This window comes from Streptomyces sp. NPDC005374 (assembly GCF_042872225.1).
In the GTDB taxonomy this organism is placed as follows: Bacteria; Actinomycetota; Actinomycetes; order Streptomycetales; family Streptomycetaceae; genus Streptomyces.
The window spans coordinates 238,903-263,326 of record NZ_JBIAKA010000008.1 but is presented as its reverse complement, the minus strand read 5'-3'; the positions used below and the strand labels follow the sequence as shown (position 1 = coordinate 263,326).

Below are 24,424 nucleotides of genomic sequence, written 5' to 3'. Positions count from 1 at the left end.
TCACATCATGAACACCGTCCTGGCCGGTTACGGCCTCGTCAAGAAGTACGGCTCCACCACCGCGCTCGCCGGAGTGGACGTCGAGGTCCGCGAGCGCGACTCGCTCGCGATCATGGGTCCCTCAGGCTCCGGCAAGTCCACTCTTCTGCACACGCTCGCGGGGATCGTCCGCCCGGACGGCGGCGAGGTGCTGCTGCGCAACGACCGCATCGACCGGCTCGGCGAGAACCGGCTGAGCGCGCTGCGCCGCAGACGCTTCGGGTTCGTCTTCCAGTCCGGCCAGCTGCTCCCGGAGCTGCCCGCCGAGGAGAACGTGGCCCTGCCGCTGATGCTGGAGGGCGTACCCCGCAAGCAGGCCGTCGAGCGGGCCCGCCGCTGGTTCGCGCCGCTGGGCCTCGACGGCCTCGCGCACCGCAGGCCCGGCCAGCTCTCCGGTGGCCAGGCCCAACGCGTGGCGATCGCCCGTGCCCTGGCCGTCGAGCCCGACGTGGTCTTCGCGGACGAGCCGACCGGCGCCCTCGACCAGAACACCAGCACGGAGGTGGTCCGACTGCTGACCTCCGTCACCCGCGAGTCGGGCGCCGCCCTGGTGATGGTCACCCACGACGCGGACGTCGCCGCCCACTGCGACCGCGTCCTGCAGGTCCGCGACGGCCGCATCAGCGGCCACACCCAGTACACGGTCGCCTGAGCGGCAGGAGATGTCATGCGTTCCCCCGTCCTCCCCCTGACCTGGCACCTCGTCCGGTCCTCCGGCCGCCGCGGACTGCAGAGCCGGCTGCTCGCGGCCGGCGCGGCCGCCGTCGGCGCGTTCGTCCTGCTGATAATGCTCGCCGCCGCCCTCGGTTCCGGCGCCCGCGCCGACCGCACGGCCTGGCGCACCCCCGAGCCCGTGAAGCACGGCACCGCGGTCCAGGCACTCGCGACGACCTACGTACGTCACGAGCCCGTCACCGTGGTCTCCCTCGCCCAGCTCGCCGGACGCCCCGGAACCCCAGCGCCGCCCGGCCTGAAGGCCTTCCCGGCCAAGGGCTCGGTGTACGTCTCCCCGGCCCTGGCCTCGCTGCTGCACAGGCTGCCCGCGAACCAGCTCGCCGACCGCTTCCCGAAGGTGTCGTCGTACGGCACGATCGGCGCCGCCGGTCTGGCCTCGCCGGACGAACTGGTGGTCGTCGTCGGACGGGCGCCGACCGATCCGGCGATGTCCGAGAAGGCCGTGGGGTCCACGGTGTACGACTTCGACCAGGCCGCGCGTGCCGAGATCACCGGTTTCTCCGGCACCCACCGGAGCCTGTTCACGTACACCGACCAGCCGACCGCGCTGCTGGGTGTCGCCCTGCTGGTGATGCCGGTGGTGGTGCTCGCCGCGGCTTCCGGGCGGCTGGGCGCGGCCCGGCGCGAGCAGCAGCTGGCCGCGCTGCGGCTGGCCGGGGCGACCCCGCGGCAGATCATCGGGATGACCGCGCTGGAGAGCGCGGCGCTGGGCGCGGCCGGTGCCCTGACGGGCGCGGCGCTGTACGGGGTGCTGCTTCCGCTGCTCGCCGAGGTCCCGTACGGGATCGGCGGCTGGTACACGGGCGAGCTCTGGGTGGGACTGCCGTGGCTGGCGGCGGTGGTGCTCGCGGTCACCGGGCTCATCACGGTCAGCGCGGTGTCGATGCTGCGCCAGGTCGCGACCTCGCCGCTCGGGGTCGCCCAGCAGGCGAATCCCCGGCGCACCCGTTGGATCCGGTTCGTGCTGTTCGTGGCGGTCCTGCTCTACGTGTGGAACTCCACCGGCGGGCAGGTGTCGACCCGGCAGGTGGTCGTTCTGCTCCTGCTGTTCTACGGGGCGTTCTGGCTGTTCGGGCCGTGGGTGGTGGACCGGCTCGGCCGGCTGGTGAGCCGCTTCGCCCGCCGCCCGGCGACCCTGCTGGCGGGCCGCCGCCTGAGCGACGACCCCCGTGGCGCCTGGCGCACGGTCAGCGGTCTGGTGCTGGCCGGGTTCGCGGCGGGGTTCTTCGCGGTGAGCATGATCGGCACGGACGGTTCCGGGCACCGGGACCAGGTGGCCGTGGCGGGAGCGCGGGCCTCCGAGGTCCGTACGCTCCTGCGTGACGCCGGCATCGGCGCGACCGTCCGCACGGTGGGCGAGGACGACTGGGACGGGCTGCTCAACGGCACGCCGGGCGTCATCGCCCACGTCACCGGCGGCGGCCAGGCACGGCTCGACACCGCCGTCACCGCGCTCACCGCCGCGAACCCGGGACGCCTCCCGTACACCCAGGACTACGCGACGGCGGGCGACCGCTCCGCCATCGGCCGCTTCGGCGAGGTCAGCACGGCGACGCTGGCCCTCAGCTTCCTCGTCGCCACGACCTCCGCCGGTCTCACCGCCGCCGCGGGCGTCCTGGACCGACGCCGGATCTACGGCCTCCTCCGCCTCGCCGGCACCCCGCTGAGGGTGCTGGACCGGGCCCGGGTCCGCGAGACGGTGATCCCCCTGGTCGTGCTGGCCGGCGGCACCACCGCCCTGGGCGTCTACGCCTCCTACCGCCTCAACAGGGCCTTCGGCGCCTCGCTCGACGTCACCGGCGCACTGGAACTCGCGGTCTGCGTGGCCGTCGGCGCCCTTGCCATGTTCGCGGCGATCGGCGGCAGCCGGCCCCTGCTGCGGAGGGTGACCGAGGACGCGGCGAGAACCGCGGACTGAACCACCACCCACGAGCGACCGACATCCGTCGGAGACGGCACGACGAGCCGGGTCTGGGGCTGGGGCCGAGACCGGGGCCGGGGCCGGGATCAGGGCCAGGGCCGAGACCAGGGCCGGGGCCGAGACCGAGGCCGCAAGGTCAGGGTCGGCGGGATCGAGGTCGCGGGCCGGCTTGTCGCCGGAGCAGGCGGTGAGGCGGGGCTGTCCTCCGCCCGCGAGCAGCAATCCGCAGCGGCGTGGTGGGGCGGGGCGGTACACGCCCCGTGACGGCGAGAGCAGCTCCCCGCCGGGAACAGCGGTCTCGGGGTGCGGCCGCCTACCCCGAGCCCCCGCCCGACACCCCGAACCCTCCGCCCCAGCGGCACCGCACCCACTCCTCCCCCACCACCCCACCGCACCGCACGTCACCTGACCTGACCTGACCTGACCTGACCTGAGGCATGATCGACCCATGACGAGCCCCACCCCGCCGGCCGCGCCCATCCGCGTGCTGATCGCCGACGACCAGGACATGGTCCGTACCGGGTTCCGTTTCTTCCTCGACGCCCAGCCCGACATCACCGTGGTCGCCGAGGCCGCGGACGGGGAGGCGGCGGTGCGGCTGGCCCGGGAGGTGCGGCCCGACGTGTGCCTGCTGGACATCCGGATGCCGAAACTGGACGGGCTGGCGGCGACCCGGATGCTGGCGGGGCCCGATGTCGCCGACCCGATGCGCGTGGTCGTGGTCACCACCTTCGACCTCGACGAGTACGTCTACGGCGCGCTGCGCGGCGGGGCCTGCGGATTCCTGCTGAAGGACTCCGGTCCCACGCTCCTCGCGGAGGCGGTCCGCGCGGCCGCGGCCGGTGACTCGCTGGTCTCCCCCTCCGTCACCGTGCGCCTGCTCCGGCACGTCACGGCCGGCCCGGCGCCGGAACCGGTCGTCGCGGTCCGTCCGGCGCCGGTCACCGAGCCGCTGACCGACCGTGAGCTCGACGTGGTCCGCCTGGTCGCCCTCGGCCGTACGAACGCCGAGATCGCCGCCGAACTGTATGTGTCCCTGTCCACGGTCAAGACCCACCTCTCCAGCGTCCAGCTCAAGCTCGTGGCACGGAACCGCGTGGAGATCGCGGCCTGGGCCTGGCAGTACGGGCACGCGCGGCCCGAGGGCTGAGGGCTGAGTCACTCCCGTTTCCGGGACAAGCTGATCATCGGGCGGCACAATGGCGGCAACGGCCGAACGCACGAGAAGGAGCACAGTCGTGAGCGACAGCCACACCCCGTCGGGTGCGTCGGCGAGGCTGAACACAGGTGTGGCGCACAACGCGCGCGTGTGGAACTACTGGATCGGCGGCAAGGACAACTACGAGGTCGACCAAGGCGTCGGCGATCACGTCGCCGGGATGTTCCCGATCATCCGGGAGATCGCCCGCGCGGACCGCTGGTTCCTGGGCCGCTCGGTGCGCTTCCTCGCCGAGGAGCAGGGCATCCGCCAGTTCCTCGACATCGGCACCGGGCTGCCGACGGTGGACAACACCCACGAGATCGCCCAGCGCATCGCCCCCGACTCGCGGATCGTGTACGTCGACAACGACCCGATCGTCCTGGTCCACGCCCGCACCCTGCTGACCAGCACCCACGCGGGCGTCACCGACTACATCGACGCCGACGTCCACGACCCGGCCGCCATCCTCGAACGTGCCTCGCGAACCCTGGACTTCACCAAGCCGGTCGCCGTGATGATGCTCGGCATCCTGAACTTCGTCCTCGACACCGAGGAGGCGCGGCGGATCGCGCGCGAGGTCATGGCCGCGATGCCCGCGGGCAGTCATCTCGCCCTGACGCACCCCACGTTCGACGCCGACCTCGGCGGCGAGGGCCAGATCCCGGCCATGAAGTTCTGGAACGAGAACGCCACTCCGCCGATCACCGCTCGCAGCGGTGAGGACATCGCCACGTTCTTCGAGGGACTCGACCTCCTCGAACCGGGCCTGGTCTCCTGCTCGCAGTGGCGCGCCGAGTCCGACTCCCCGGTCGTGGTACCGCAGTTCGGCGCGGTGGCCGTGAAACCCTGACGCGGGACCCGAACCAGCCGAGCCCGTCGTGGAGGACGTATGACCACCCTTGCCGACCCCGTCCCCGGCGGCCGTCCCGGTGATGTGGAGCGCGCCACCGCGCTGAGCGAAGAGCTGGCCGACAAGGGCGCGCACGGTGTGGTCCTGGCCTACGTGGACACGGCGGGCATCGGCCGGGTGAAGACGATCCCGACGGCGAAACTGCCCTCCGCCGCGGCCTGGGGCGTGGGCATGTCCCCGGTGTTCGACACCTTCCTGGCGAACGACTCCATCGTCACCACCGACACCCTGGGCTCCCCCGACGGAGACCTGCGCCTCTACCCCGATCTCGACCGGCTCGTGGCACTTGCCGGGCAGCCCGGCTGGGCGTGGGCGCCGGTGGACCGGATCACCCAGGAGGGCGCGCCGCATCCGGGCTGCTCCCGCACGGCCCTCAGGCGGATCGTCACCGAGGCCGCCGAGCGGCACGGGATCACCTTCGAGGCGGGCGTCGAGATCGAGTGGGCGGTGGGCCGGGGTCCGGCGGCCGACGGCGATTTCGTGCCGGCGGTGTCGGGACCGGCGTACGGCGCGACCCGGCAGGTGGAGCTCTCCGACTACGCGGCCGACCTGCTGGCGGCCTGCGCCGAGCAGGGCGTCGAGGTCGAACAGCTCCATCCCGAGTACGCGGCCGGGCAGTTCGAGATCTCGACGGCCGCGCTGGACCCGGTCGCGGCGGCCGATGTCAGCGTGCTCGTGCGGCAGACGATCCGTGCGGTGGCCCAGCGGCACGGCCTGGTCGTCTCCTTCGCCCCGTCGGTCTTCGCCGAGGGCGTCGGCAACGGCGGCCATCTGCACCTCTCCGCCTGGCGCGAGGGCGTGAACCTGCACTCCGCCGGCAAGGGCCGCTACGGCATGACGCCCGAGGCCGAGTCGTTCGTCGCGGGTGTCCTCGCCCACCTGCACGCGCTCACGGCCCTCACCGCGCCGAGTCCGGCCAGCTATCTGCGCCTCAAGCCCTCCCAGTGGGCCGGGGTGTTCACCGTGTGGGGCCGTGAGACCCGGGAGGCGGCCGTGCGGATCATCACCGGCACGGCGGGCCTGACCGACCGGGCCGCGAACCTGGAGCTGAAGCCGGTCGACCTGGCCGCCAATCCGTACCTCGCGTTCACCGGCCTGATCGCCGCCGGACTCGACGGTCTGACCTCGTCCACCCCACTGCCCGAGGAGGTCACCGGGGACCCCGCCCTGCTCGCGGCGGATGCGGCGGCCGCCGCGGGCGTACGCCGGCTGCCGACCTCCCTCTCCCAGGCGGTCAAGGCGTTCCGCGCCGACGAACGGCTGCGCGCCGCGCTGGGTCCGGTCCTCGCCGACGCCGTGGTCGCCGTCCGCTTCGGAGAGGTCGATTCCGTGGCCGAACTGGACGACGAGCAGATCGCGGCGGCGTACCGCTGGAAGTACTGAGCATGAGCGCGCACGCCGTCCACGAGGCCCTCGACGCCGCCCGGCTGGTGGATCACCACTGCCACGGGGTGGTCGCCGACGGCCTCGACCGGACGGGCTTCGAGTCGCTGATCACCGAGGGCGCGGTCTGGCCCGGGATCTCCCCCTTCGACAGCCCCGTCGGCGTGGCCGTCCGCCGCCACTGCGCTCCCCTGCTGGATCTGCCGCGCCACGCACCGCCCGGGGACTACCTGGCCCGGCGGACGGAGCTCGGCGCCCAGGAGGTCAACCGCCGTTTCCTGACCGCCGCGGGCACGGACGTGTTCTGTGTGGACACCGGGTACGCGGCGGAACGTCTCACCACTCCGGCGCAGCTGGCGGAGGCCGCGGGCGGGACGGCGTACGAGATCGTGCGGCTGGAGGGTGTCGCGGAGGCGGTGGCGGCGCGGGGCGTGGAGCCCGACGCGTACGCGGACGTGTTCCGCGCTTCCTGTCTGGAGGCCGTGGGGCGCCCGGGTGTGGTCGCGGTGAAGTCCGTGGCGGCCTACCGGACCGGCTTCGACCTGGACCCGGCACGCCCCTCGGACGGTGAGGTCACCCGCGCTGCCGCCGGCTGGCTCACTCATGGTGGCCGACTGGCCGATCCGGTCCTGGTGCGGCATCTGCTGTGGACCGCCGTGGACCTGGGCCTGCCGCTCCAGTTGCACACCGGGTTCGGCGACAGCGACATCCGGATGCACCGCGTGGACCCGACCCACCTCACGGACTGGCTGCACCTGACCGCGGGCACCATCCCGGTCCTGCTGCTGCACTGCTGGCCGTATCAGCGGCAGGCCGCCTATCTGGCCTCGGTGTTCGAGCAGGTGTACCTGGACGTCGGTCTCACCCTGCACTATGTCGGCCCCGCGCGGTCCCGGGCGATCCTGGCGGAGGCGCTGGAGATCACACCGTTCCGCAAGCTGCTGTACAGCTCCGACGCGTACGGAGTGGCCGAATTCCATCTGCTCGGCGCGCTGTCCTTCCGGCACGGACTGGCCGGACTGCTCCAGGAGCGGGTGGACGCCGACGAGCTGAGCCTGCCCGACGCGTTACGCGTCGCGGCCTGGACGAGCGGCGACAACGCCCGCCGCCTCTACGGACTTCCTGCCCCCGCCCCGTCCCACCAGGCGAGCGCGACCAAGCGCCCGCCGTCCCCGGAAAGTATGATCTAGCAATGTCTGACTTGACCGAAACCACGCCCGGCTGGCTGAGCGCCGACGACCTCGAGCAGGCGCGCGCCCAGATGCCCATCCTGTACGTCGAGGCCGTGCCCGTGCGCGTCGACGACAGCGGCGAAGTCACCAGCGTCGGCCTGCTGCTGCGCATCGGCCCCGACGGAACGGTCAGCCGGACGCTGGTCTCCGGCCGCGTCCTGCACCACGAGCGGGTCCGGGACGCCCTGCTGCGCCACCTGGAGAAGGACCTGGGAGCCGTGGCCCTGCCCCGGATCCCGTCCTCGCTCCAGCCGTTCACGGTGGCGGAGTACTTCCCGACCCACGGGGTCACGCCCTACCACGATCCGCGCCAGCACGCGGTGTCCCTCGCCTACGTCGTCCCGGTGGCCGGTGACTGCCGGCCCCGTCAGGACGCCCTGGACCTGGTGTGGTTCAGCCCGCAGGAGGCCCTGTCACCGGCGGTGGCGAGCGAGATGCCCGGCGGTCACGGGGTGCTCCTCAAGCAGGCGCTGGCTCACGTGGGCTGCGTCGTCTGAGGTCGCCCGTCAGGCGGTGTCCTTGCGCTGTGTGGTGCCGGGCTCGCCGGTGTCACGTGTCCACTCGACGACGAGTTTGCCGCCGAAGCGGATCAGGTGGCCGCCGACGGCGCTCTCGAGGAGATCGAAGTCCTCGGACTCCGTCTCCAGAGTCAACAGCAGCGCACCCTCGGTGGCGGTGAGGGAGCCCCTGCCTCCGTTCGGGAAGAGCAGGCTGCCCTCACCGCTGGCCTCGTCCCAGCTGGTCTGAATCCGACGGCCGAGGTGTGAGGCGAGCTGCTTCGCGTAGCGGTGCGGGCGGTCGGTGGCGACGCGGGCTTCGGAGCGGGGCATGGGGCGACTCCCTGTGGCGCGGTGCTGCGGGACGACTCGATGCTCCCGCAACACCGGGCATCATGGGCCCATTCCCCACCCCGCACAGGTCGCAGGGTATGGGTGTGGATCAGGCCCGGGTCTTGTGCGTCATCGAGAACTCGTCGGCCTCCGCGAGGTCGAACTCGCCGTGGTCGCTGCCCAGCCCCTGTGCCACCAGTGCCGCGGCGGCACTGCCGAGTACGGCCGCCTCACGCGGCGTGCGGTTCAGGCTGATGCCCCGCAGGAAGCCCGCCGAGAAGGCGTCGCCGCAGCCGGTGGTGTCGACGACCTCGACGTCGAAGGCGGGGACCGTCTCCGTGCCCTCGGCGCTGATCAGGAGGGCGCCGTCGCCGCCGCGGGTGACCGCGACCAGGCCCACTCCGCCGGCCAGGAACTTCTTCGCGCCGGTCACCAGGTCCTGTTCCTCGCTGAAGCCGAGGACCTGGTCCTCGTTGGGGAGCAGGAAGTCGACGTACGGCAGCAGCGGTTCGATCTGGTCGAAGGTGCCGAGTTCGCCGGGGGCGAGGAGGTCCACCGAGGTGACCACGCCGTGGTCCTTGGCGTGCGCCAGGATGCGCGCGGCGACCTCGGCGCCGATCAGCTCGGGACCCCCGAGATGCAGGTGGGTCGCCTCGGCGACCGCGTCCCAGGGCACGTCGTCGAGGCCGTAGGTGATGTTGGCGCCGAGCAGGTGGAGCGTGGGGCGGTCGCCGTTGGGGCGGATGGGCAGGACCGTCGCGGAGGTCGAGGTGTCGATACGGCGGACCAGCAGCGCGGTGTCGATGCCCGCCTTGTCGAGGAGCTGCGTGAGCAGGTCGCCGGTCGGGTCGGTGCCTATCGCTCCGGCGGTGCGGACGGAGGCGCCCAGCTTGGCGAGGGTGAGGGCGGTGCCGGCGGCCGTGCCGGCGGCGGTCATGCGGATGTCCTCGACCAGGGTCGCACCCTGCCCCTCGGGTATCTCCTCGACCGGCCGGACCAGCACGTCCAGTACGTGCACACCCATGGTGACGACGTTCATCGATTCCCCTCCTGAGCGGATTGCGTGGTGCCGTAGTTGCGGGCGAGGGCTGCCTCGATCACCGCGATCTGCTGCTGTTCGTCGAGGGCCCGCGGCTTCCCGAGGGCAGCCGCGTGCTGGTACACGCCGCAGGCCCACTCCAGGAGCAGCGCGTGCTCGACCGCCTTGTCCAGGCTCGGGGCGTGGGTGACGGCCCCGTGGTTGGCCATCAGGGCCGCGCCCCGGCCCTCCAGTGCGGTGAGGACCGACTCGGCGAGGTCCGGGGTGCCGAAGGTGGCGTACGGCGCGACCCGGACCGTGCCTCCGAGGGCCAGCAACTGGTAGTGGATGCAGGGCAGTTCGTCGAGGACGAGGGAGAGCGCGGTGGCCATCGGGGCATGGGTGTGCACGACGGCGGTGGTGCCGTAACGCCGGTAGACACCCAGGTGGAGGTCGAGTTCCGAGGTCGGCAACAGGCTGCCAGCGACGATCTCGCCGTCGAGGTCGACGACGGTCACCTGGTCCGGGGTGAGCTCGGCGAGGACCGCGCCGGTCGCGGTGATCGCCACACGGTCCTCGACCCGCAGGCTGACATTGCCCGCGGTACCGATGAGCAGGCCCTCGGCTCCCAGACGGCGGCAGGCGTCCGCCACGGCGGCCCGCTCCTCGCTCAACGCCGGGCTTGAGTCGGTCATGCGCGCGACGCTAACCTAAACCTGAAACAAAGTCACGTTCACGTTCGGAGGTTGTCACAATGGGTGAGCCCACCCCGGACGCCGACTCGGCGGCATGGATCGCGTCGCTGCGCCGCACTCCCCAACAGGCCCGCAGCAGGGCCCGGTTGGCCCGGGTCCTGGACGCGGCCGAGCGCATCCTGGTCGAGGAGGGCGTCGAGTCGCTCACCACGACCCGGATCGCATCCGAGGCCCGGGTCTCGGTCGGCTCGCTCTACCAGTACCTGCCCGACCGCGGGGCCATCATCGACGCGCTCGCGGCCGGCTACTTCGCCACGCTGGAAGCGGCGATGGACGAGCTCGTCCGGGTCGCGTCCGCCGAGCACTGGACGGACCCGGTCGGCGTCCTCATCGACGCGTACGCCGAGATCTACCGCACCGAACACGGCTTCCGCGCCCTGTGGTTCGGCAACGGCCTGACCGAGCGGACCCGGGCCGCGGACCGTGAGCACAAGCGCCGGATGGCGGACGGGATCCGCCGAATCCTGCTCGCGCTGCACCTCGCCGAGGACGACGAGAACCTCGCCCGCGTCTGCCACGCCGCCATGCTCGCCGCCGACGCACTCGCCCAGGAGGCCTTCCGCCGGGACACCAAGGGGGACGCGGCGCTGCTGGAGGAGGCGAAGATCCTGCTGCGGGGTTATCTGACGGACATCGCGGCACGCTACGACGTGTCCTGACGTTCTCGAGAGACGGGGCCTCATGCAACTCGCCTTCACCGGCCGGGTGATCGAATGGCGCGGCCCGGCGCCGTACTACTTCGTCCCGGTGCCCGAGCAGGAGTCCGCCGACATCGGCGAGGTGGCCCGGATGGCCACGTACGGCTGGGGCGTGATCCCGGTCGAGGCCCGGATCGGCGAGGTCACCTTCACGACGTCGCTCTTCCCGAGGGACGGCGGCTATCTGCTGCCGCTCAAGCAGGCGGTGCGGAGGCCGGAAGGGCTTGCGGCGGGGGATGACGTGAGTGTGGAACTGACGGTGCGTTTCTAGTTCTTGTGGCCGTCGGCCCGATCTCTGCGGCCACCCGTTCGGACCACGCCCGTGCTCGCCGTCGCAACCCTGGAAGTGACGAACACCGACGAATGGCTCATGGCCATCGCGGCGGGCCGCGCCGTGGGCATCTCCACCACGGCCACCCCCAGCAACCACACCCACCCGTCCCTGGTCTTCCGTCCTCTCGTCGACGCGCCTGAGGTCCCGGTCCTCCTCGCCTGGCGCGAGGGTCCGGACATCCGGCGCTGCGGGGCCTGGTGGCGTTGACACGGCAGGCCCCGGCGGCCGGGACCGGGCCCGCCCCAGCCACGGGTCAGGTGGCCCGCGCGCCGGTCAGGCGTCCGTCCTGCTGGGCCTCGTTGCGCAGCTCGCGCAACGACAGACGTCGGCCGTCGGGTGTGGTGTCGCGGGTGCCTGCGGGCGCTTCGGGGCCGACGCGTGCGTAGCGGGCCGGCAGGGCCGCCTTGAGGAAGGTACGGGGAGCATCCATGTCGCTGCGGACACTGGTGAGTTCGGCGAGCATGTGCCGCCAGTGCTCGTTGAGTTTCTCCTCGTCCCTGCGGGCGCTGGTCAAGAGGTAGCTCTTGATGAGGTCGACCGGCGTCAAGCGGGCACCCCGGTCGTTCATCGACTCGAAGATGTGGAACCCGCTGTCGCGGCTGGGAGCACGGATGCCGACCATCACCACTTTGGACAGCAGCCAGTCGACGAACAGCGGACAGCGGTCGGCCTCGTCGAGCAACTCGTCGAGGAGATCGGCGATCTGTCCACTGCGTTCGTGCAGGTTACGCACCGACAGTGAGGCCCCTGCCGGAACCTCGTAGGCCCGGTCTCCTGGCCTGGACGAACAGGTCCTTCAGATCGAATGTCTCACCGCGAACAGAGCCCACCCCGACCATCCACCCCCCCAGCCTCAACAGCCGTACCATCACCGGTACTTACTCAGCGTAGCCAGACCCCCTTACGGAGTGAAGACCGCGAACATCCACGTATCGTTCAGCCGTGCCCCACACCGAGCCCCTGCGCCTGCCCGACATGCCGTTGCACGATCCGTTCGTCGTCGCCGACGAGGGGACGCGGACCTACCACCTGTACACGTCCAACGAGCCGTCCGTCTCGGGTGTGGAGGGCGTCGGGACGATGGTGTACCGCAGTCGGGACCTGCGGGACTGGTCGCGGCCCGTCGTGGTGTTCCGGGTGGCTGAGCAGGAGAGCTTGTGGGCGCGGGACGGCGGGTGGGCGCCGGAGGTGCATGCGTGGGGCGGCAGGTACTACCTCTTCACCACCCTGCACGACGAGGGCACGCCGCTGCCGGTGCCGTCGGCCGGGCGGTGGGGCACGCCCTTCCAGCTGCCCAACCACGCGCGCGGCACCATGACGGCCGTCGCGGACTCGCTCCTCGGTCCCTTCACGGTCGTCGACCCCGCCGGCCCCACCCCGCCCGCGCACCTCATGACCCTCGACGGCACGCTGTACGTCGATCCGGACGGGCAGCCCTGGATGGTGTACGCGCACGAGTGGCTGCAGACCGTCGACGGGACGATCGAGGCCGTGCGGCTGGCTCCGGATCTGACCGGCACCGTCGGGGATCCGGTCCATCTGTTCAAGGGCTCGGACGCGTCCTGGCTCGGTGAGCAGATCCCCGCAGGCGTGCCGCACCAGCTCGCGCCTTACGTCACTGACGGACCGCAGTTGTACCGCACCCCTGACGGCGCCCTGATCATGCTGTGGTCCACGTACGAGAAGAACACGGCCGGTGCGGACGGCACCGTCAGCGGCGGCTATGTGCAGACCTACGCCGTCTCCAAGTCCGGTGCGCTGACCGGCCCTTGGGAGCAGCGCCGACCACTGGTCCGGGACGACAGCGGACACGGCATGCTGTTCCGGGCCTTCGACGGCCGGCTGATGATGATCCTTCACCGTCCCTTCGAGAACGCGCGCGGGAAACTGTACGAGGTGGGGTTCCGGGGCGATGAGCTGCGGGTGCTGCGCCAGTGCACCGACCTCGACGGCGACGGTGTCAGCGCCTGACCTCACAGCACGTCCAGGAAGGTCAACCCGTCGCCACCCCGCGTGTCAGGCCCGCGTCGGCGCGGAAGACGGCCAGGATGCGGTCGGCCGGGTAAGGAGCGGGCGTAGGCGAGCATCAGGTCGCGCTTGTGGCGGAACACGCCGTCGCCGAGGGTGACTTGGTCGAGGAGGAAGGGATGCACCACCCAAGCCAGCACGGCGGCCTCCGTCGTCAGGGGTGGGTCATCGGCAGCCACACACGCATCGTCGAAGGGCCCCGGTTCGCCCAGGAGTTGTACGGCACGACCATGATCCCCCGCTCCTCGGCGGCGGCCGCCTCGCTCCGGTCCAGTGGGGGGAACGGCCATGGCCGGTCGTGCGGTTCGGCCAGTTCACCCGGCACTACGACCGTGTCGTCCGGTCCGTCCACCGGCTCGGCGGTCGGGTCCACCCGTACGGCGTCGACCTCCCGTCCTTCGGGCAGGTCCACGGACTCGGCGCAGTACACGAGCGGGCCGCGCTGGACGGCGAGCGTGCCGCGGACCGCGTCGACACGGGGGTCCGGGGCGATCCAGCGGGGGGCGACGGGCAGTTCGAGCCGGATCTCGTCACCGGGGCGGAAGACGCGGGTGAGCGTGGCCGTGCCCGGAGGGGCCGTGCGGCGGGTCCCGTCCGTGTCCACCAGCCAGGCCGTGGCGCCCTGCGTCCAGGCCGGGACGCGCAACGACAGGGTCCACGGGTGGTCCGGGGAACGGGCGATCCGGACGGTCACGGTCCCGCCGGACGGGTAGTCGGTGCGGACCCGCAGGGCGATGCCGTCGACGGCGATCTCCGCGTCGGCGTACTGGTGGAGTTGGATGCCGTGGTCGTCGACGGAGGCCAGGTAAGCGGGGAGCAGGGCCAGGGTGCGGGCCACGTTCGTCGGGCAGCAGGACACCGCGAACCAGGGGGCGCGCAGGCTGGATTCGGCGCGTGGGCTCACGGCGTCCGGCGCGGGGGCGGTGCCGCGTCGGCGGCGGTGCAGGGTGTTGGCGTAGAAGAAGGACCGGCCGTCCTCGGACGGTGAGGTCGCGACGACGTTGAACAGGGTCCGTTCGGCGAGGTCGGCGAAGCGCGGTTCGCCGGTGGCGAGGAGCAGGCGCCAGCTGAGCATCACGGAGGCGACGCCGGCGCAGGTCTCCGAGTAGGCGCGGTCGGGCGGCAGGACGAAGTCGTCGCCGAAGGACTCGTCTCGGTGGTGGGAACCCATGCCGCCGGTCAGGTAGGTGCGTCGCGCGACCGTGGTCTCCCACTGCCGTACGACCGCCGCGAGGAGTTCGTCGTCGTGCGTCTCCACGGCCACGTCGACGGCACCGGCCGCGAGGTAGAGGGCGCGGACGGCGTGGCCGCGCAGGACGGTCGCCTGCCGTACGGGAATGTCGTCCTGGTGGTAGGCGCGCCCGAACTCGCCGTCGGCGAGGGTGCCTTGGCCCCGGCGGTCGACGAAGAGCGCGGCCTGGTCGAGGTAGCGCTGTTCGCCGGTGGCCCTGGCCAGTTCGACGAGGGCCGTCTCGATCTCGGGGTGTCCGCAGACGCTCTCGATGCCGCCGGGCCCGAAGGTCTCGCACACGTGGTCGGCCGCCCGCTGGGCGATTTTCGCCAGCTCCCCTTCGCCCCGGGTACGGAGCTGGGCCACGCCCGCCTGGATCAAGTGGCCGTAGCAGTACAGCTCATGGCCCCATTCGAGGTCGCTGTAGCGGGGCTGCTGACCGGGCCGGCCGAAGGCGGTGTTGAGGTAGCCGTCGGGTTCCTGGGCGGAGGCGATCGCCTCGGTGATCGTGCCGAGGTCGGCGCCCGCCCAGGTCATCGCTTCGAGCAGCTTGTAGACGTCGGAGTCGGCGAACTCCCGGCCCCGTCGATCCGCCACGGGGGAACGGAAGTTGGCTGTCCATCCGACGCGTTCCACCCAGTCGCGGCAGTGGTCGAGGGTGGCGGTGGCGTTGACCTCCCGGCGCCGGCCCCAGAAGCCGCCGGTGATCCTGACCTCGTCGAGGCCGAGAGGGCGTAGGCGGCCGTGGCTCGGCGCCACCGGTAGGACAAGGTCCGTGTGCGCCTTCTGCGACTTCGGGTTCGGCTTCAACGCATCATCCCTTCAGGGCACCCGACATGAAACCGCGCACGTAATGCCGTTGCAGAAGCAGGAATACGAGGAGACAGGGCACGGCGAGGACCACCACGCCCGCCTCGGTGGCGCCGTAGTCGACAGCGCCCATGCTCTGTTGCCGCAGGTTCGCGACCGCCAGTGGCAGGGGCGCCTTCTCGCTGTCGGAGATGAGGATCAGCGGTGCGATGAAATCGTTCCAGGCCGCGAGGAAGGCGAAGAGGCCCACGGTGATCAGTCCCGGCCGCACCGCCGGGAGCAGCACCCGGCGCAGGGCGCCCGCCGTGCCGCAGCCGTCGACGAGGGCCGACTCCTCCAGTTCGCGCGGGACGGCCTCGAAGGAGATCCTCATCATGAAGGTGGCGAACGGGAGTTGGAACATGGCGAGGACCAGGGCCAGCCCGATCAGGGAGTTCTGCAGGTGCAGCCGGCCGAGGAGGACGTAGAGGGGGATGAGGAGGGTGGCGTACGGGACCATGAGGATGGCCAGGGTCAGCAGGAACAGCGCGTTCTTGCCGGGGAAGCTGAAGCGGGCGAAGGCGTAGCCGCCGAGCAGGGACACACCGAGGGTCAGCGCGACCGTGAGGGCGGAGACCACGGTCGAGTTGAGGAGGTAGCGCCACAGGCCGGCGTCGTAGTCGAGGAGGGTGCGGTAGTTGCCGAGGCCGTATCCGGACTCCTGGGCGGTGCCGGGCTGGGCGCTGACGGAGGCCCAGGTGTTCCACAGCAGCGGAAAGAGGAAGATCACGGCCAGGCCTGAGGCGACGACGTAGTACGGCGTCCGGCCGAGGGCTCGGGTGGGCACGGCGAGGTCACTCCTCATGATTCGTCGGCGTGGCGCAGACCGCGGAACTGGAGGGCGTTGAGGAGCAGCAGCGCGGCCAGCACGATGATCGAAAGAGCCGCCGCCGTACCGAGGTTGAGCCGCTGGAACGCCTCTCGGTAGATCAACTGCACCACGGTGACCGTGCTGTTGTCCGGGCCGCCCTTGGTGAGGACGAAGAACTGGTCGAAGGCCAGCAGCGATCCGGTCACGCACAGCAGCAGGGACAGGGCGAGGGACGGCCGCAGCAGCGGCAGGGTGATGGCGCGGAAGATCTGGCCGCGGCTCGCGCCGTCCATGCGGGCGGCCTCGTACAGCTCGTGCGGGATGCGCTGGAGGCCCACGAGCAGGATGAGCATGTAGAAGCCGGCGAACTTCCAGACGACGAGGAACACCGTCGACAGCAGGGCGGAGTTCGGTGTGCCGAGGAAGGACACCGGGTCGTCGACGAGGCCGAGTTTCTCCAGGGCGCGGCTGAAGGGGCCGGTAGTGGGGCTGTACATGCCCCAGAACAGCAGGGAGGCGGAGGCGAGGCCCAGGGCGCCGGGCAGGAAGTAGACCGTGCGGAAGAACCCGGTGCCGGGGCGGGACTCCTGCACCAGCAGCGCCAGCAGGAGGGCGAGGCCGAGGAGGACGACCGTGACGATCCCCGTGTAGAGGAGGGTGAAGCGGACGGCGGGCCAGAACAGGGTGCTGTCGGTGACGTCGGTGAAGTTCTCGGGGGCGTTGCCGCCCCGGTCGCCGGCGAGCAACGGCCAGTCGTGCAGCGACATCTGGCCGACGAGGAGCAGGGGCAGGACGAAGAGGACGGCGACGAACACGGCGGTCGGGGTGGCGTATCCGAGGCCCTGGAGGGTGCGGGAGTGCCACAGGCGGCGGTGCCGGCGTCCGGTCCGGACCGGGGGTTCGGATGCGGCCCGGTCCGGCGCCTTCACCTGCATGTCCCTCCTCAGCCGTAGACCCTGGGGCACGGTCAGTCGCCCAGTGAGGCGGTGACGGCCTCGTTGTCCTTGTCGACCTTCGCCGCGTCGCCGAAGACGGCGTCGCGCATCAGGGTCAGCCAGGGCCCGTTGGGGTCGTTGAAGGTCTGGCCGAACTTGAGCGCGTAGGGGGTACGGCCGTCCGCCACCAGTTGGTTGATGGCGACCAGGCGCGGGTCGGCCTTGGAGTACTTGTTGGACGCGAGGTCGGTGCGCGCGACCACGTCCTTGTGGGCGGCGACCACGTCGACCTGCGCCTGGTCGCCCACGGACCAGGCGAGGAAGTTCCAGGCCTGGTCGGTCTTCTCGCTGGTGGCGGAGATGCCGATGGCGTCGCCGCCGACGAAGGTGGACCTGCCGCCGTCGGGTCCGGGGATGGGGGCGACTCCGAGGTCGAGGTCCTTGGGCATCAGGCCCAGGGTCGTCGACGGCATCGGCATCACGCCGACCTTGCCCTTGGGGAAGACGCCGGTCCAGGTCACGCCGGTCTCGTCGCGGGCGCCCGGGGCGACGATGTCGTCCTGGACCCAGCCTCGGTAGGTGTCGTAGACCTTCTTGGCGGTGGCGGAGGCGAGGGTGGCCTCGGTGCCGTCCTTGTTCATCACGTCGTCGCCGGCGGCCCAGATGGACGGCCACCAGGTGAAGACACCGCAGCCGCCGCAGTTGCCGCCCAAGAAGGTTCCGTCGACACCCCCGCCCAACTTGTCGACCGCCCGCGCCTGTTGGTCCCATTCGGCGAGCGTGGTGGGCGGCTTGTCGGGGTCGAGCTTGGCCTGGCGGTAGAGGTCCTTGTTGTAGAAGAGCACCGAGAGGTCGAGGGTGTGCGGCACGACGTACTTCTTGCCGTCGTACGTGCCCGCCTTGATGTGCGACTGGGCGAGGTCGTCGGCGAAGGGCAGGGCGTCGATACGGCCGGTGAGGTCGGCGAACAGCCCGCTGGAGGTGTAGTTGGGGACGAACACCACGTCGGAGGCGAAGAGGTCGGGGAGGTCCTTGGCACCGGCGGCCGCGCCGACCTTGGCCTGGTAGTCGTCGGTGGGGACGACGGTCAGCTCGACCTTGTTCTTGTGGTGCGCGTTGTACGCCTTGACCAGGGCCTCGCTCTGCGGGCGGGTCGCCGCGCGGGTCCACATCGTGAGTGTGGTGCCGTCGTCGACGCCGTTGGCATCCGCCGTGCCCCCTCCCCCGCCGCCCGGGTCGTCGTCGTCCGATCCGCAGGCCGTGGCCAGCCCCACGGTGGCGACCAGGGCAACAGCGGCGGTGACGAGGCGACGGACGGGTCCATACGATCCGGTCGGGCTCCCCATGACGATCCCCCTTCGTGACGAGCACCCGGAAGAAACGAGCCGAAAAGGCTTGCGTCAAGCTAGGACCGAGCTGATTGCCCGTCAATCCCCTGTGCAGGAAACGGTGTTCAGGTGGGCTGCCGAAACTTCTCGCGTACGGTTTACGCACGCGATGCGAGACAGGAGACACATATGACACCCGCCCCCGGCCCCTCCCGTTCGCACACCGCCACCCTCACCGACGTGGCCAGGCTGGCGGGCGTCTCCGTGGCCACCGCATCGAAGGCCCTCAACGGCCGCAGCCAGGTGCGCGCCGAGACCCGGCAGCGGGTGATCGAGGCGGCCGAGCGGCTGTCGTTCCGGCCCAACCAGGTGGCCCGCGGTCTTCTCGCCGGGCGGACCGGCACCGTCGGGCTGCTCACCAGTGACCTGGAGGGCAGATTCAGCATCCCGATACTGATGGGCGCGGAGGACGCGTTCGGGGCGGGCGAGGTCGCGGTGTTCCTGTGCGACGCCCGGGGGGACGCGATCCGCGAGCAGCATCATGTGCGGGCCCTGCTGGGGCGCCGGGTGGACGGTCTGATCGTGGTGGGCAGCCGGACCGATCCGCGCCCGTCCCTGGGCCGTGACCTGCCTGTTCCCGTCGTGTACGCCTACGCCCCCTCGGACGATCCGGCGGATCTGTCGATCGTTCCCGACAACGTGGACGCGGGCCGGATCGCGGTGGAGCACCTGCTGGCCTGCGGTCGCACCAGGATCGCGCACATCACCGGCGACCCGGGGTATCTCGCGGCGCGGGACCGAGCGGACGGGGCCCGGGCGGCGCTCGCCGAGGCCGGGCTGGCCTTCGTCGGGGAACCGCGGTTCGCGGAGTGGACGGAGGGCTGGGGGCGGGCGGCCACCGCGATGCTGCTGGAGCGGCACCCCGACGTGGACGCGGTGCTGTGCGGCAGCGACCAGATCGCGCGCGGGGTCATCGAGATCCTGCGGGAGCGCGGGCACCGGGTGCCGGAGGACGTGGCGGTCATGGGCTTCGACAACTGGCAGGTCCTGACCTCCGCGTGCCGGCCGCAGCTGACGAGTGTCGACATGAACCTGGAACAGGTCGGACGCACGGCCGCGCAGGCATTGTTCGGCGCGATCGCCGGTGCTCCGAGCGCGGGGACCGAGACACTGCCCTGCCGAGTGGTGATCCGGGGTTCGACCGCTTCCCTGTCCTGAACCGTACGGTCACCCAACATGGCTCTCAGCGACCTCTCTTGACACTCCATCAGCTCGCTCCTACGTTGCGAAAACCTTTTAGGTCGTTTCCGCCAAAGGTCGTTTCGGCAACCGGGAGCATCCGATGCGAAGACGAACAGACCCCGTCCTGCAGCGCTTCCTCGTGGTTCTGGCGCTCCTCCTGTGTTCGGTGTGCGTCGTGACCCCCGCCCGGGCCGCCCAGACCATCGGCTTCCCCACCTTCAGCGGGCCCGCGGTCCCCGCCCCGCCCGTCGCCCAGACCACGGGCGACATGATGCGGGCCATCTATGACGCGGAGAGCTCGGGAACCGACTTCTGGATGGACCGTCTGCTGGCGCGTACCGGCGACGACCCGGCCGGACCGTGGCTGATGAGCCGTGGGCGCGCGCTGTTCATGAAGACCCACAATCCCGCGGTGCTCGGCTTCGGCGGCCAGGTGGCGTACTGGGAGAGCATCAGCAACAACAACGCCTACACGGTCGCGATCACCCCGGGCACCTTCACCGAGCAGGTCTCCCAGCGCCGCCAGACGCCCAGCCACTGGAAGAGCGTCCACACCAGCGGATCGGTCTCGGTCGAGCAGACCAAGTTCATCACCGACAACAACGTCGCCGTGACGAACCTGTCGATCAAGAACAACGGCAGCGGCCCGACGACCCTGCAGCTGCGGGCGACTTCGCCCTACGCCACCACGGGCACCGGCAGCGAGCTGACCGGGCAGGTCAACGCCTACAACAACCTCACCACGATCCGGCCCCGGCTGACCGGCGACGGCTTCGCGGTCTCCAGTGGCGGCCTGAACCGGTCGGTGACCGTCGCGGCCGGGGCCACGGTCACCGCCAAGCTGGTGATGGGCTTCGTCACCGACGAGATCCCGGAGTCGCTCAGCGAGTACAACGCCTACGCGGGCTACTCGGCGGCCACCGCGTTCGCCACGCATGTGAAGGCCTACAACCTGTGGTGGGCGCAGAACGTTCCCTATATCGACGTGCCGGAACCGGCGATCAAGAAGAACATCTACTACCGCTGGTGGCTGATGCGCTTCAACAACCTGGACGCCGACATCCCGGGGCAGACCTTCCAGTTCCCGACCTCCACGGAGGGCGTCCTCGGCTACAACAACGCGATCGCGCTGACCCAGCCGATGCACATCGACGACCTCAAGTACCTGCGCAACCCGGCCTATGCGTACGGCGACTGGCTCAGCGTCGGCCAGACCTCGAAGGGCGGCCGGTTCCTCGACAACCCGGGCGATCCGGAGAACTGGTCGAACAGCTACACCCAGTACATCGCCGAGGCGGCGTGGAAGAGCTACCAGATCCACGGCGGCCAGCCCGCCATCGCCGCCCAGCTCGCGCACTACGCCGAGGGCGACGTGAAGGGCCAACTCGCGTACTACGACCACGACAACAACAAGCTCATCGAGTACGACTGGGGCGCCCTGACCGGCAACGACGCCGACGCGGTCTCCTTCCACTGGAAGCCCGGGAACATGGACCGCGCCGAGTCCGCCTACCAGTACAGCGGCGCCCTGGCCGCCGCGCAGGCCTACGAGGCGACCGGCAACACGGCCAAGGCCACCGAGATGCGCACGCTGGCGACGCAGATCAAGGACGCCATCGTCAACGTGCTCTGGAACCCCAACAGGCAGCTGTTCGAGCACCGGTTGAAGTCGACGAACGAGTGGGTGCCCTGGAAGGAGATCAACAACTACTACCCGTTCTCGGTCGGAGCCGTCCCCAACACGGCGACGTACAAACAGGCGTTGCGCCTCTTCGACGACCCGGCGCAGTACCCGGTCTTCCCCTTCTACACGGCCAACCAGGTCGACAAGAAGGCCGCCGCGGACGCCGGGAACCCGGGCTCCAACAACTTCTCGACCATCAACTCCACGGTCCAGTTCCGCCTGTACTCCTCGGTGTTGCGCAACTACCCCAACTCCTGGATGAACGCGACGGACTACAAGAAGCTCCTCTACTGGAACACCTGGGCGCAGTACGTCGGCGGCAACACCCAGTGGCCGGACGCCAACGAGTTCTGGGCCGACTGGAACGGCAGCGGCATCGACTACCGCTCCTGGATCCACCACAACATCCTCGGCAGCAGCAACTGGACCGTCATCGAGGACGTGGCGGGGCTCCGGCCGCGCAGCGACGCCAAGGTCGAGCTCTCCCCCATCGACATCGGCTGGGACCACTTCACGGTCAACAACCTGCGTTACCGGGGCGCCGACCTGTCGGTCGTCTGGGACGACCCGGCCGACGGCGTGGCGCGCTACCCCGGCATCCCCGAGGGCTACTCGATCTACGTCAACGGCAGCCGGGTCGCCACGGTGAACTCGCTGGTACCCCTCACCTGGGACCCGGCCACCGGTGACGTCACCACGAGCGGCACGGTCACCCACCACACCGCCGTCGCCGGGCTCAAGGCGCCGAACCAGGTGGTGCAGGACAGCCCCCGGATGACCGACATGCTCGCCAAGGCCGGCGTCGACCTCACCGCCGACCTGACCAACCTCGCCGCCGGGGCGACGGTGTCCGCCTCCTCCACCGGTTCCGGCAGCAGCACGGCCGGCGCGGTCGACGGCTACCCCACCAACGAGCCGTTCTGGGGAGCCGGCGGATCGGCGGCCCAGGACTGGTACGAGCTCAACCTCGGCACCGCCCGCACCCTCAACGAGGTACGCCTGTACTTCAAGGACAGCCGTCCTGCCTCGACCACCTATCGAGCTCCGTCGGCGTACACCATCCAGTACTACAACGGCAGTTCATGGGTGGACGCCCCGAGCCAGACGAAGAGTCCGGCTGTTCCGCGCGCCAACTACAACCTGGTGAGGTTCCCGGCGGTCACCGCCCAGCGTGTACGGATCCTGGCGACCAACGCCTCCGGCGCCAGGACGGGCCTGACCGAGGTCAAGGTGTTCAACCGGGGCGGCGTCCAGCCACCGGCCAACCAGGCGGCGTCGGCGACGGCTTCGGCGTCGTACACCTCCGCCTGGGAGAGCGTCGCGGCGGTGAACGACGGCATCGATCCGCCCTCGTCCAACGACACCGTCAACCCCCGCTGGGGCACCTGGCCGGAGTCGGGCCAGCAGTGGGCGGAGCTCACCTGGCCGGCGGCGAAGACCCTGAACAAGGCCGACGTGTACTTCTTCGACGACGACCAGGGCATCGACATGCCCGTCTCCTGGAAGCTCCAGTACTGGAACGGCAGCGCCTACGTCGACGTGCCGGGGGCGAGCGGCTATCCCCTGGCCAGGAACCAGTACAACAGCGTCACCTTCACCGCCACTGACACCACGCGGCTACGGGTGCTGCTCACGAGCAACGGCACCAACTCCGTCGGCCTCCTCGAAGCAAAGGTGTACGGCCCGTGACCAGAACCAGACTCCTCCTGGCCCTGCTCGTCCTGGCGACGGCCTTCCTCGTCGCACCGCCCGCCTCCGCCGCCGTCAGCTTCACCACGACGGCCGTGAATCAGAACGGCGGCAACTGCCTCGACCTGCCCGGCAGTTCGACGACGGCCGGAGCTCAACTCCGGTCATTCACCTGCTCGTCGGGCGCCAACCAGAACCTCGCCTACTCACCCGTCTCCGGTACGAGCGACACATACACGATCACCACCCAGTCCGGTCAGTGCGTCGACGTCTACGGCGCCTCCACGGCGGACAACGCGGCGGTCATCCAGTGGCCGTGCCACGGCGGTACCAACCAGCAGTGGCGACTCGTCCCCGTGACCGTCGCCGGTACCGACAGGACCTTCAACCTGGTGTCGGCCGGCTCGGGCAAGTGTGTCGCGCCGAGCGGCGGTTCGTCGGCGTCGAACACCAACCTGGTCCAACTGCCGTGCTCCACAAGCAGTGGCAGGGTGTGGCGGCTCCCCGCCTTCACCGGCGGCGGCACCACACCGGGCACCTTCACCAACCCGCTCTCCCAGCACGGCCCCGACCCCTGGCTGACGTACTACGACGGCTCCTACTACCTCGCCACCACGACCTGGAACTCGACGGTCACCATGCGCAAGGCGAGCACCCTCGCCGGGCTCGCGACCGCCCCCGACCAGGTGATCTTCAACCTGACCCGGCCCAACGGGGCAGGCACGATGTGGGCACCGGAGTTCCACCTGCTCGACGGCCCCAACGGAAAACGCTGGTACTTCTACTACACGGCCGGGAGGGAGCCGTACGACCTGGGCACCCAGCGGATCCATGTGCTGGAGAGCGCCGGACTGGACCCGATGGGCCCCTACACCTTCAAGGCCGACCTGCTCGACCCCACCCAGGACAACACCTGGGAGCTGGACCCGGGAATCCTCCAACTCAACGGCCAGCTCTATCTGTTGGGGACCTTCTACAACGGTTCGCAGCCCATGTTCATCCGGCCCCTGTCCAACCCGTGGACCGCGAGCGGTACACGCCGGGTGCTCTCCACCCCGACGTACAGCTGGGAGACCGTGGGCGGCGCGGTCAACGAGGGTGCGGAGGTCCTCCAGCGCAACGGCAAGACGTTCATCGTGTACTCGGCGAGCCACTGCTCCACGCCCGACTACAAGCTGGGCATGCTCACCTACAACGGCGGTGACCCGCTCAGCTCCTCCTCCTGGGTCAAGTCGGCGAACCCGGTCTTTCAGCGGTCCAACGCCAACGGGGTGTACGGGCCCGGCCACAACGGCTTCTTCAAGTCGCCCGACGGGACCGAAGACTGGATCGTCTACCACGCCAACAACTCCACGAGCGGCGGCTGCGACATGAACCGCACCACCAGGGCCCAGAAGTTCACCTGGAACGCCGACGGCACCCCGAACTTCGGCACTCCGGTGGCGCTCGGCATCCCGCTGACCTCACCGTCCGGCGATTAGGAGGCGTCAGCCGCCACTCGGTCAGCCTCATGTGCAGCTGCTGGCATCGTCTCCTTGCCACAGAGGCACCGCGGTTCTCATGACGCCCCT

At 70.6% G+C, this 24,424-nt stretch carries 23 protein-coding genes; 14 read left to right on the top strand and 9 right to left on the bottom strand.

Translation table 11 applies throughout. From position 1 onward, the window contains the following. Nucleotides 1-7 precede the first annotated feature (7 nt). From ACFYRX_RS22075 to ACFYRX_RS22045, 7 genes are all read left to right on the top strand, one after another. Nucleotides 8-691 (top strand): ABC transporter ATP-binding protein, encoded by a 684-nt coding sequence (locus ACFYRX_RS22075; RefSeq protein ID WP_389102192.1) that lies wholly within the window; start codon nt 8-10, stop codon nt 689-691. 15 nt (nt 692-706) lie between these two features. Further along, nucleotides 707-2,692, top strand: a complete 1,986-nt coding sequence (locus ACFYRX_RS22070; RefSeq protein WP_389102189.1) for an FtsX-like permease family protein — start codon at nt 707-709, stop codon at nt 2,690-2,692. A 451-nt stretch (nt 2,693-3,143) separates the two neighbouring features. Next, nucleotides 3,144-3,845, top strand: a complete 702-nt coding sequence (locus ACFYRX_RS22065) for a response regulator (protein ID WP_389102188.1) — start codon at nt 3,144-3,146, stop codon at nt 3,843-3,845. Between the two features lie 88 nt (nt 3,846-3,933). Continuing rightward, complete coding sequence (locus ACFYRX_RS22060; protein WP_389102186.1) at nt 3,934-4,746, top strand: SAM-dependent methyltransferase; 813 nt, start codon at nt 3,934-3,936, stop codon at nt 4,744-4,746. Nucleotides 4,747-4,785: 39 nt separating this feature from the next. Further along, nucleotides 4,786-6,189: a glutamine synthetase family protein gene (locus ACFYRX_RS22055; protein ID WP_389102183.1), complete on the top strand. Its 1,404-nt coding sequence runs from the start codon at nt 4,786-4,788 to the stop codon at nt 6,187-6,189. Nucleotides 6,190-6,191: 2 nt separating this feature from the next. After that, nucleotides 6,192-7,379 (top strand): amidohydrolase family protein, encoded by a 1,188-nt coding sequence (locus ACFYRX_RS22050; RefSeq protein WP_389102180.1) that lies wholly within the window; start codon nt 6,192-6,194, stop codon nt 7,377-7,379. A gap of 2 nt (nt 7,380-7,381) precedes the next feature. Continuing rightward, a complete protein-coding gene (locus tag ACFYRX_RS22045; RefSeq protein ID WP_389102177.1) occupies nt 7,382-7,918 on the top strand; it encodes an NUDIX hydrolase family protein in 537 nt (178 codons plus the stop codon). A gap of 9 nt (nt 7,919-7,927) precedes the next feature. On the opposite strand, the gene ACFYRX_RS22040 is transcribed toward ACFYRX_RS22045, so the two are convergent. From ACFYRX_RS22040 to ACFYRX_RS22030, 3 genes are all read right to left on the bottom strand, one after another. Next, nucleotides 7,928-8,251 (bottom strand): DUF2218 domain-containing protein, encoded by a 324-nt coding sequence (locus ACFYRX_RS22040; RefSeq protein WP_389102175.1) that lies wholly within the window; start codon nt 8,249-8,251, stop codon nt 7,928-7,930. Between the two features lie 109 nt (nt 8,252-8,360). After that, the gene (locus ACFYRX_RS22035; protein WP_389102172.1) at nt 8,361-9,290 is read right to left on the bottom strand and encodes a carbohydrate kinase family protein; all 930 of its coding nucleotides are present in this window, start codon (nt 9,288-9,290) and stop codon (nt 8,361-8,363) included. Continuing rightward, on the bottom strand, nt 9,287-9,964 hold the full coding sequence (locus tag ACFYRX_RS22030) for a class II aldolase/adducin family protein (RefSeq protein ID WP_389102169.1): 678 nt from the start codon (nt 9,962-9,964) through the stop codon (nt 9,287-9,289). The genes ACFYRX_RS22035 and ACFYRX_RS22030 overlap by 4 nt, the downstream gene beginning before the upstream one ends. Before the next feature lie 59 nt (nt 9,965-10,023). Between ACFYRX_RS22030 and ACFYRX_RS22025 the strand changes: the two genes are divergently transcribed. Genes ACFYRX_RS22025 through ACFYRX_RS22015 form a run of 3 tightly spaced genes read left to right on the top strand, consistent with a single transcriptional unit; the run spans nt 10,024 to nt 11,263 of the window. After that, on the top strand, nt 10,024-10,683 hold the full coding sequence (locus ACFYRX_RS22025) for a TetR family transcriptional regulator (protein ID WP_389102166.1): 660 nt from the start codon (nt 10,024-10,026) through the stop codon (nt 10,681-10,683). Nucleotides 10,684-10,705: 22 nt separating this feature from the next. After that, nucleotides 10,706-10,993, top strand: coding sequence for a DUF1905 domain-containing protein (locus ACFYRX_RS22020; RefSeq protein ID WP_389102164.1), 288 nt, complete (start codon nt 10,706-10,708; stop codon nt 10,991-10,993). 51 nt (nt 10,994-11,044) lie between these two features. Beyond that, nucleotides 11,045-11,263 (top strand): hypothetical protein, encoded by a 219-nt coding sequence (locus tag ACFYRX_RS22015; RefSeq protein WP_389102162.1) that lies wholly within the window; start codon nt 11,045-11,047, stop codon nt 11,261-11,263. Between the two features lie 46 nt (nt 11,264-11,309). Here the strand turns inward: ACFYRX_RS22015 and ACFYRX_RS22010 are convergent, their stop codons facing one another. Continuing rightward, complete coding sequence (locus ACFYRX_RS22010) at nt 11,310-11,789, bottom strand: DUF262 domain-containing protein (protein ID WP_389102160.1); 480 nt, start codon at nt 11,787-11,789, stop codon at nt 11,310-11,312. Nucleotides 11,790-12,031: 242 nt separating this feature from the next. On the opposite strand from ACFYRX_RS22010, the gene ACFYRX_RS22005 reads away from it, so the two are divergent. Further along, on the top strand, nt 12,032-13,027 hold the full coding sequence (locus tag ACFYRX_RS22005) for a glycoside hydrolase family 43 protein (protein WP_389102726.1): 996 nt from the start codon (nt 12,032-12,034) through the stop codon (nt 13,025-13,027). A gap of 2 nt (nt 13,028-13,029) precedes the next feature. Here the strand turns inward: ACFYRX_RS22005 and ACFYRX_RS22000 are convergent, their stop codons facing one another. The 5 genes from ACFYRX_RS22000 to ACFYRX_RS21980 are packed head-to-tail and all read right to left on the bottom strand — an operon-like array spanning nt 13,030 to nt 18,256. Beyond that, on the bottom strand, nt 13,030-13,263 hold the full coding sequence (locus ACFYRX_RS22000; protein ID WP_389102158.1) for a hypothetical protein: 234 nt from the start codon (nt 13,261-13,263) through the stop codon (nt 13,030-13,032). Further along, nucleotides 13,239-15,125 carry a glycoside hydrolase family 127 protein gene (locus ACFYRX_RS21995; RefSeq protein ID WP_389102155.1) on the bottom strand — a complete coding sequence of 629 codons (1,887 nt, stop codon included), beginning with the start codon at nt 15,123-15,125 and terminating at the stop codon, nt 13,239-13,241. The genes ACFYRX_RS22000 and ACFYRX_RS21995 overlap by 25 nt, the downstream gene beginning before the upstream one ends. A gap of 4 nt (nt 15,126-15,129) precedes the next feature. Then, nucleotides 15,130-15,951, bottom strand: a complete 822-nt coding sequence (locus ACFYRX_RS21990) for a carbohydrate ABC transporter permease (protein ID WP_389102153.1) — start codon at nt 15,949-15,951, stop codon at nt 15,130-15,132. A gap of 14 nt (nt 15,952-15,965) precedes the next feature. Further along, entirely contained in the window at nt 15,966-16,910 is a 945-nt protein-coding gene (locus tag ACFYRX_RS21985) for a carbohydrate ABC transporter permease (RefSeq protein WP_389102150.1), read from the bottom strand. 32 nt (nt 16,911-16,942) lie between these two features. Then, nucleotides 16,943-18,256, bottom strand: coding sequence for an ABC transporter substrate-binding protein (locus ACFYRX_RS21980; protein ID WP_389102147.1), 1,314 nt, complete (start codon nt 18,254-18,256; stop codon nt 16,943-16,945). A gap of 171 nt (nt 18,257-18,427) precedes the next feature. On the opposite strand from ACFYRX_RS21980, the gene ACFYRX_RS21975 reads away from it, so the two are divergent. From ACFYRX_RS21975 to ACFYRX_RS21965, 3 genes are all read left to right on the top strand, one after another. Next, nucleotides 18,428-19,456 (top strand): LacI family DNA-binding transcriptional regulator, encoded by a 1,029-nt coding sequence (locus ACFYRX_RS21975; protein WP_389102145.1) that lies wholly within the window; start codon nt 18,428-18,430, stop codon nt 19,454-19,456. Between the two features lie 124 nt (nt 19,457-19,580). Beyond that, nucleotides 19,581-22,853, top strand: coding sequence for a discoidin domain-containing protein (locus tag ACFYRX_RS21970; protein WP_389102142.1), 3,273 nt, complete (start codon nt 19,581-19,583; stop codon nt 22,851-22,853). After that, complete coding sequence (locus ACFYRX_RS21965; RefSeq protein ID WP_389102139.1) at nt 22,850-24,334, top strand: family 43 glycosylhydrolase; 1,485 nt, start codon at nt 22,850-22,852, stop codon at nt 24,332-24,334. Before ACFYRX_RS21970 ends, ACFYRX_RS21965 begins: the two co-directional genes overlap by 4 nt. Nucleotides 24,335-24,424: the final 90 nt, after the last annotated feature.

Bases quoted from the DNA above. Each gene is read 5' to 3' on its own strand.
- ACFYRX_RS22075 (WP_389102192.1), top strand. From the start codon at position 8: ATGAACACCGTCCTGGCCGGTTACGGCCTCGTCAAGAAGTACGGCTCC.
- ACFYRX_RS22070 (WP_389102189.1), top strand. From the start codon at position 707: ATGCGTTCCCCCGTCCTCCCCCTGACCTGGCACCTCGTCCGGTCCTCC.
- ACFYRX_RS22065 (WP_389102188.1), top strand. From the start codon at position 3,144: ATGACGAGCCCCACCCCGCCGGCCGCGCCCATCCGCGTGCTGATCGCC.
- ACFYRX_RS22055 (WP_389102183.1), top strand. From the start codon at position 4,786: ATGACCACCCTTGCCGACCCCGTCCCCGGCGGCCGTCCCGGTGATGTG.
- ACFYRX_RS22050 (WP_389102180.1), top strand. From the start codon at position 6,192: ATGAGCGCGCACGCCGTCCACGAGGCCCTCGACGCCGCCCGGCTGGTG.
- ACFYRX_RS22045 (WP_389102177.1), top strand. From the start codon at position 7,382: ATGTCTGACTTGACCGAAACCACGCCCGGCTGGCTGAGCGCCGACGAC.
- ACFYRX_RS22040 (WP_389102175.1), bottom strand. From the start codon at position 8,251: ATGCCCCGCTCCGAAGCCCGCGTCGCCACCGACCGCCCGCACCGCTAC.
- ACFYRX_RS22035 (WP_389102172.1), bottom strand. From the start codon at position 9,290: ATGAACGTCGTCACCATGGGTGTGCACGTACTGGACGTGCTGGTCCGG.
- ACFYRX_RS22030 (WP_389102169.1), bottom strand. From the start codon at position 9,964: ATGACCGACTCAAGCCCGGCGTTGAGCGAGGAGCGGGCCGCCGTGGCG.
- ACFYRX_RS22025 (WP_389102166.1), top strand. From the start codon at position 10,024: ATGGGTGAGCCCACCCCGGACGCCGACTCGGCGGCATGGATCGCGTCG.
- ACFYRX_RS22020 (WP_389102164.1), top strand. From the start codon at position 10,706: ATGCAACTCGCCTTCACCGGCCGGGTGATCGAATGGCGCGGCCCGGCG.
- ACFYRX_RS22005 (WP_389102726.1), top strand. From the start codon at position 12,032: ATGCCGTTGCACGATCCGTTCGTCGTCGCCGACGAGGGGACGCGGACC.
- ACFYRX_RS21985 (WP_389102150.1), bottom strand. From the start codon at position 16,910: ATGCAGGTGAAGGCGCCGGACCGGGCCGCATCCGAACCCCCGGTCCGG.
- ACFYRX_RS21980 (WP_389102147.1), bottom strand. From the start codon at position 18,256: ATGGGGAGCCCGACCGGATCGTATGGACCCGTCCGTCGCCTCGTCACC.
- ACFYRX_RS21975 (WP_389102145.1), top strand. From the start codon at position 18,428: ATGACACCCGCCCCCGGCCCCTCCCGTTCGCACACCGCCACCCTCACC.
- ACFYRX_RS21970 (WP_389102142.1), top strand. From the start codon at position 19,581: ATGCGAAGACGAACAGACCCCGTCCTGCAGCGCTTCCTCGTGGTTCTG.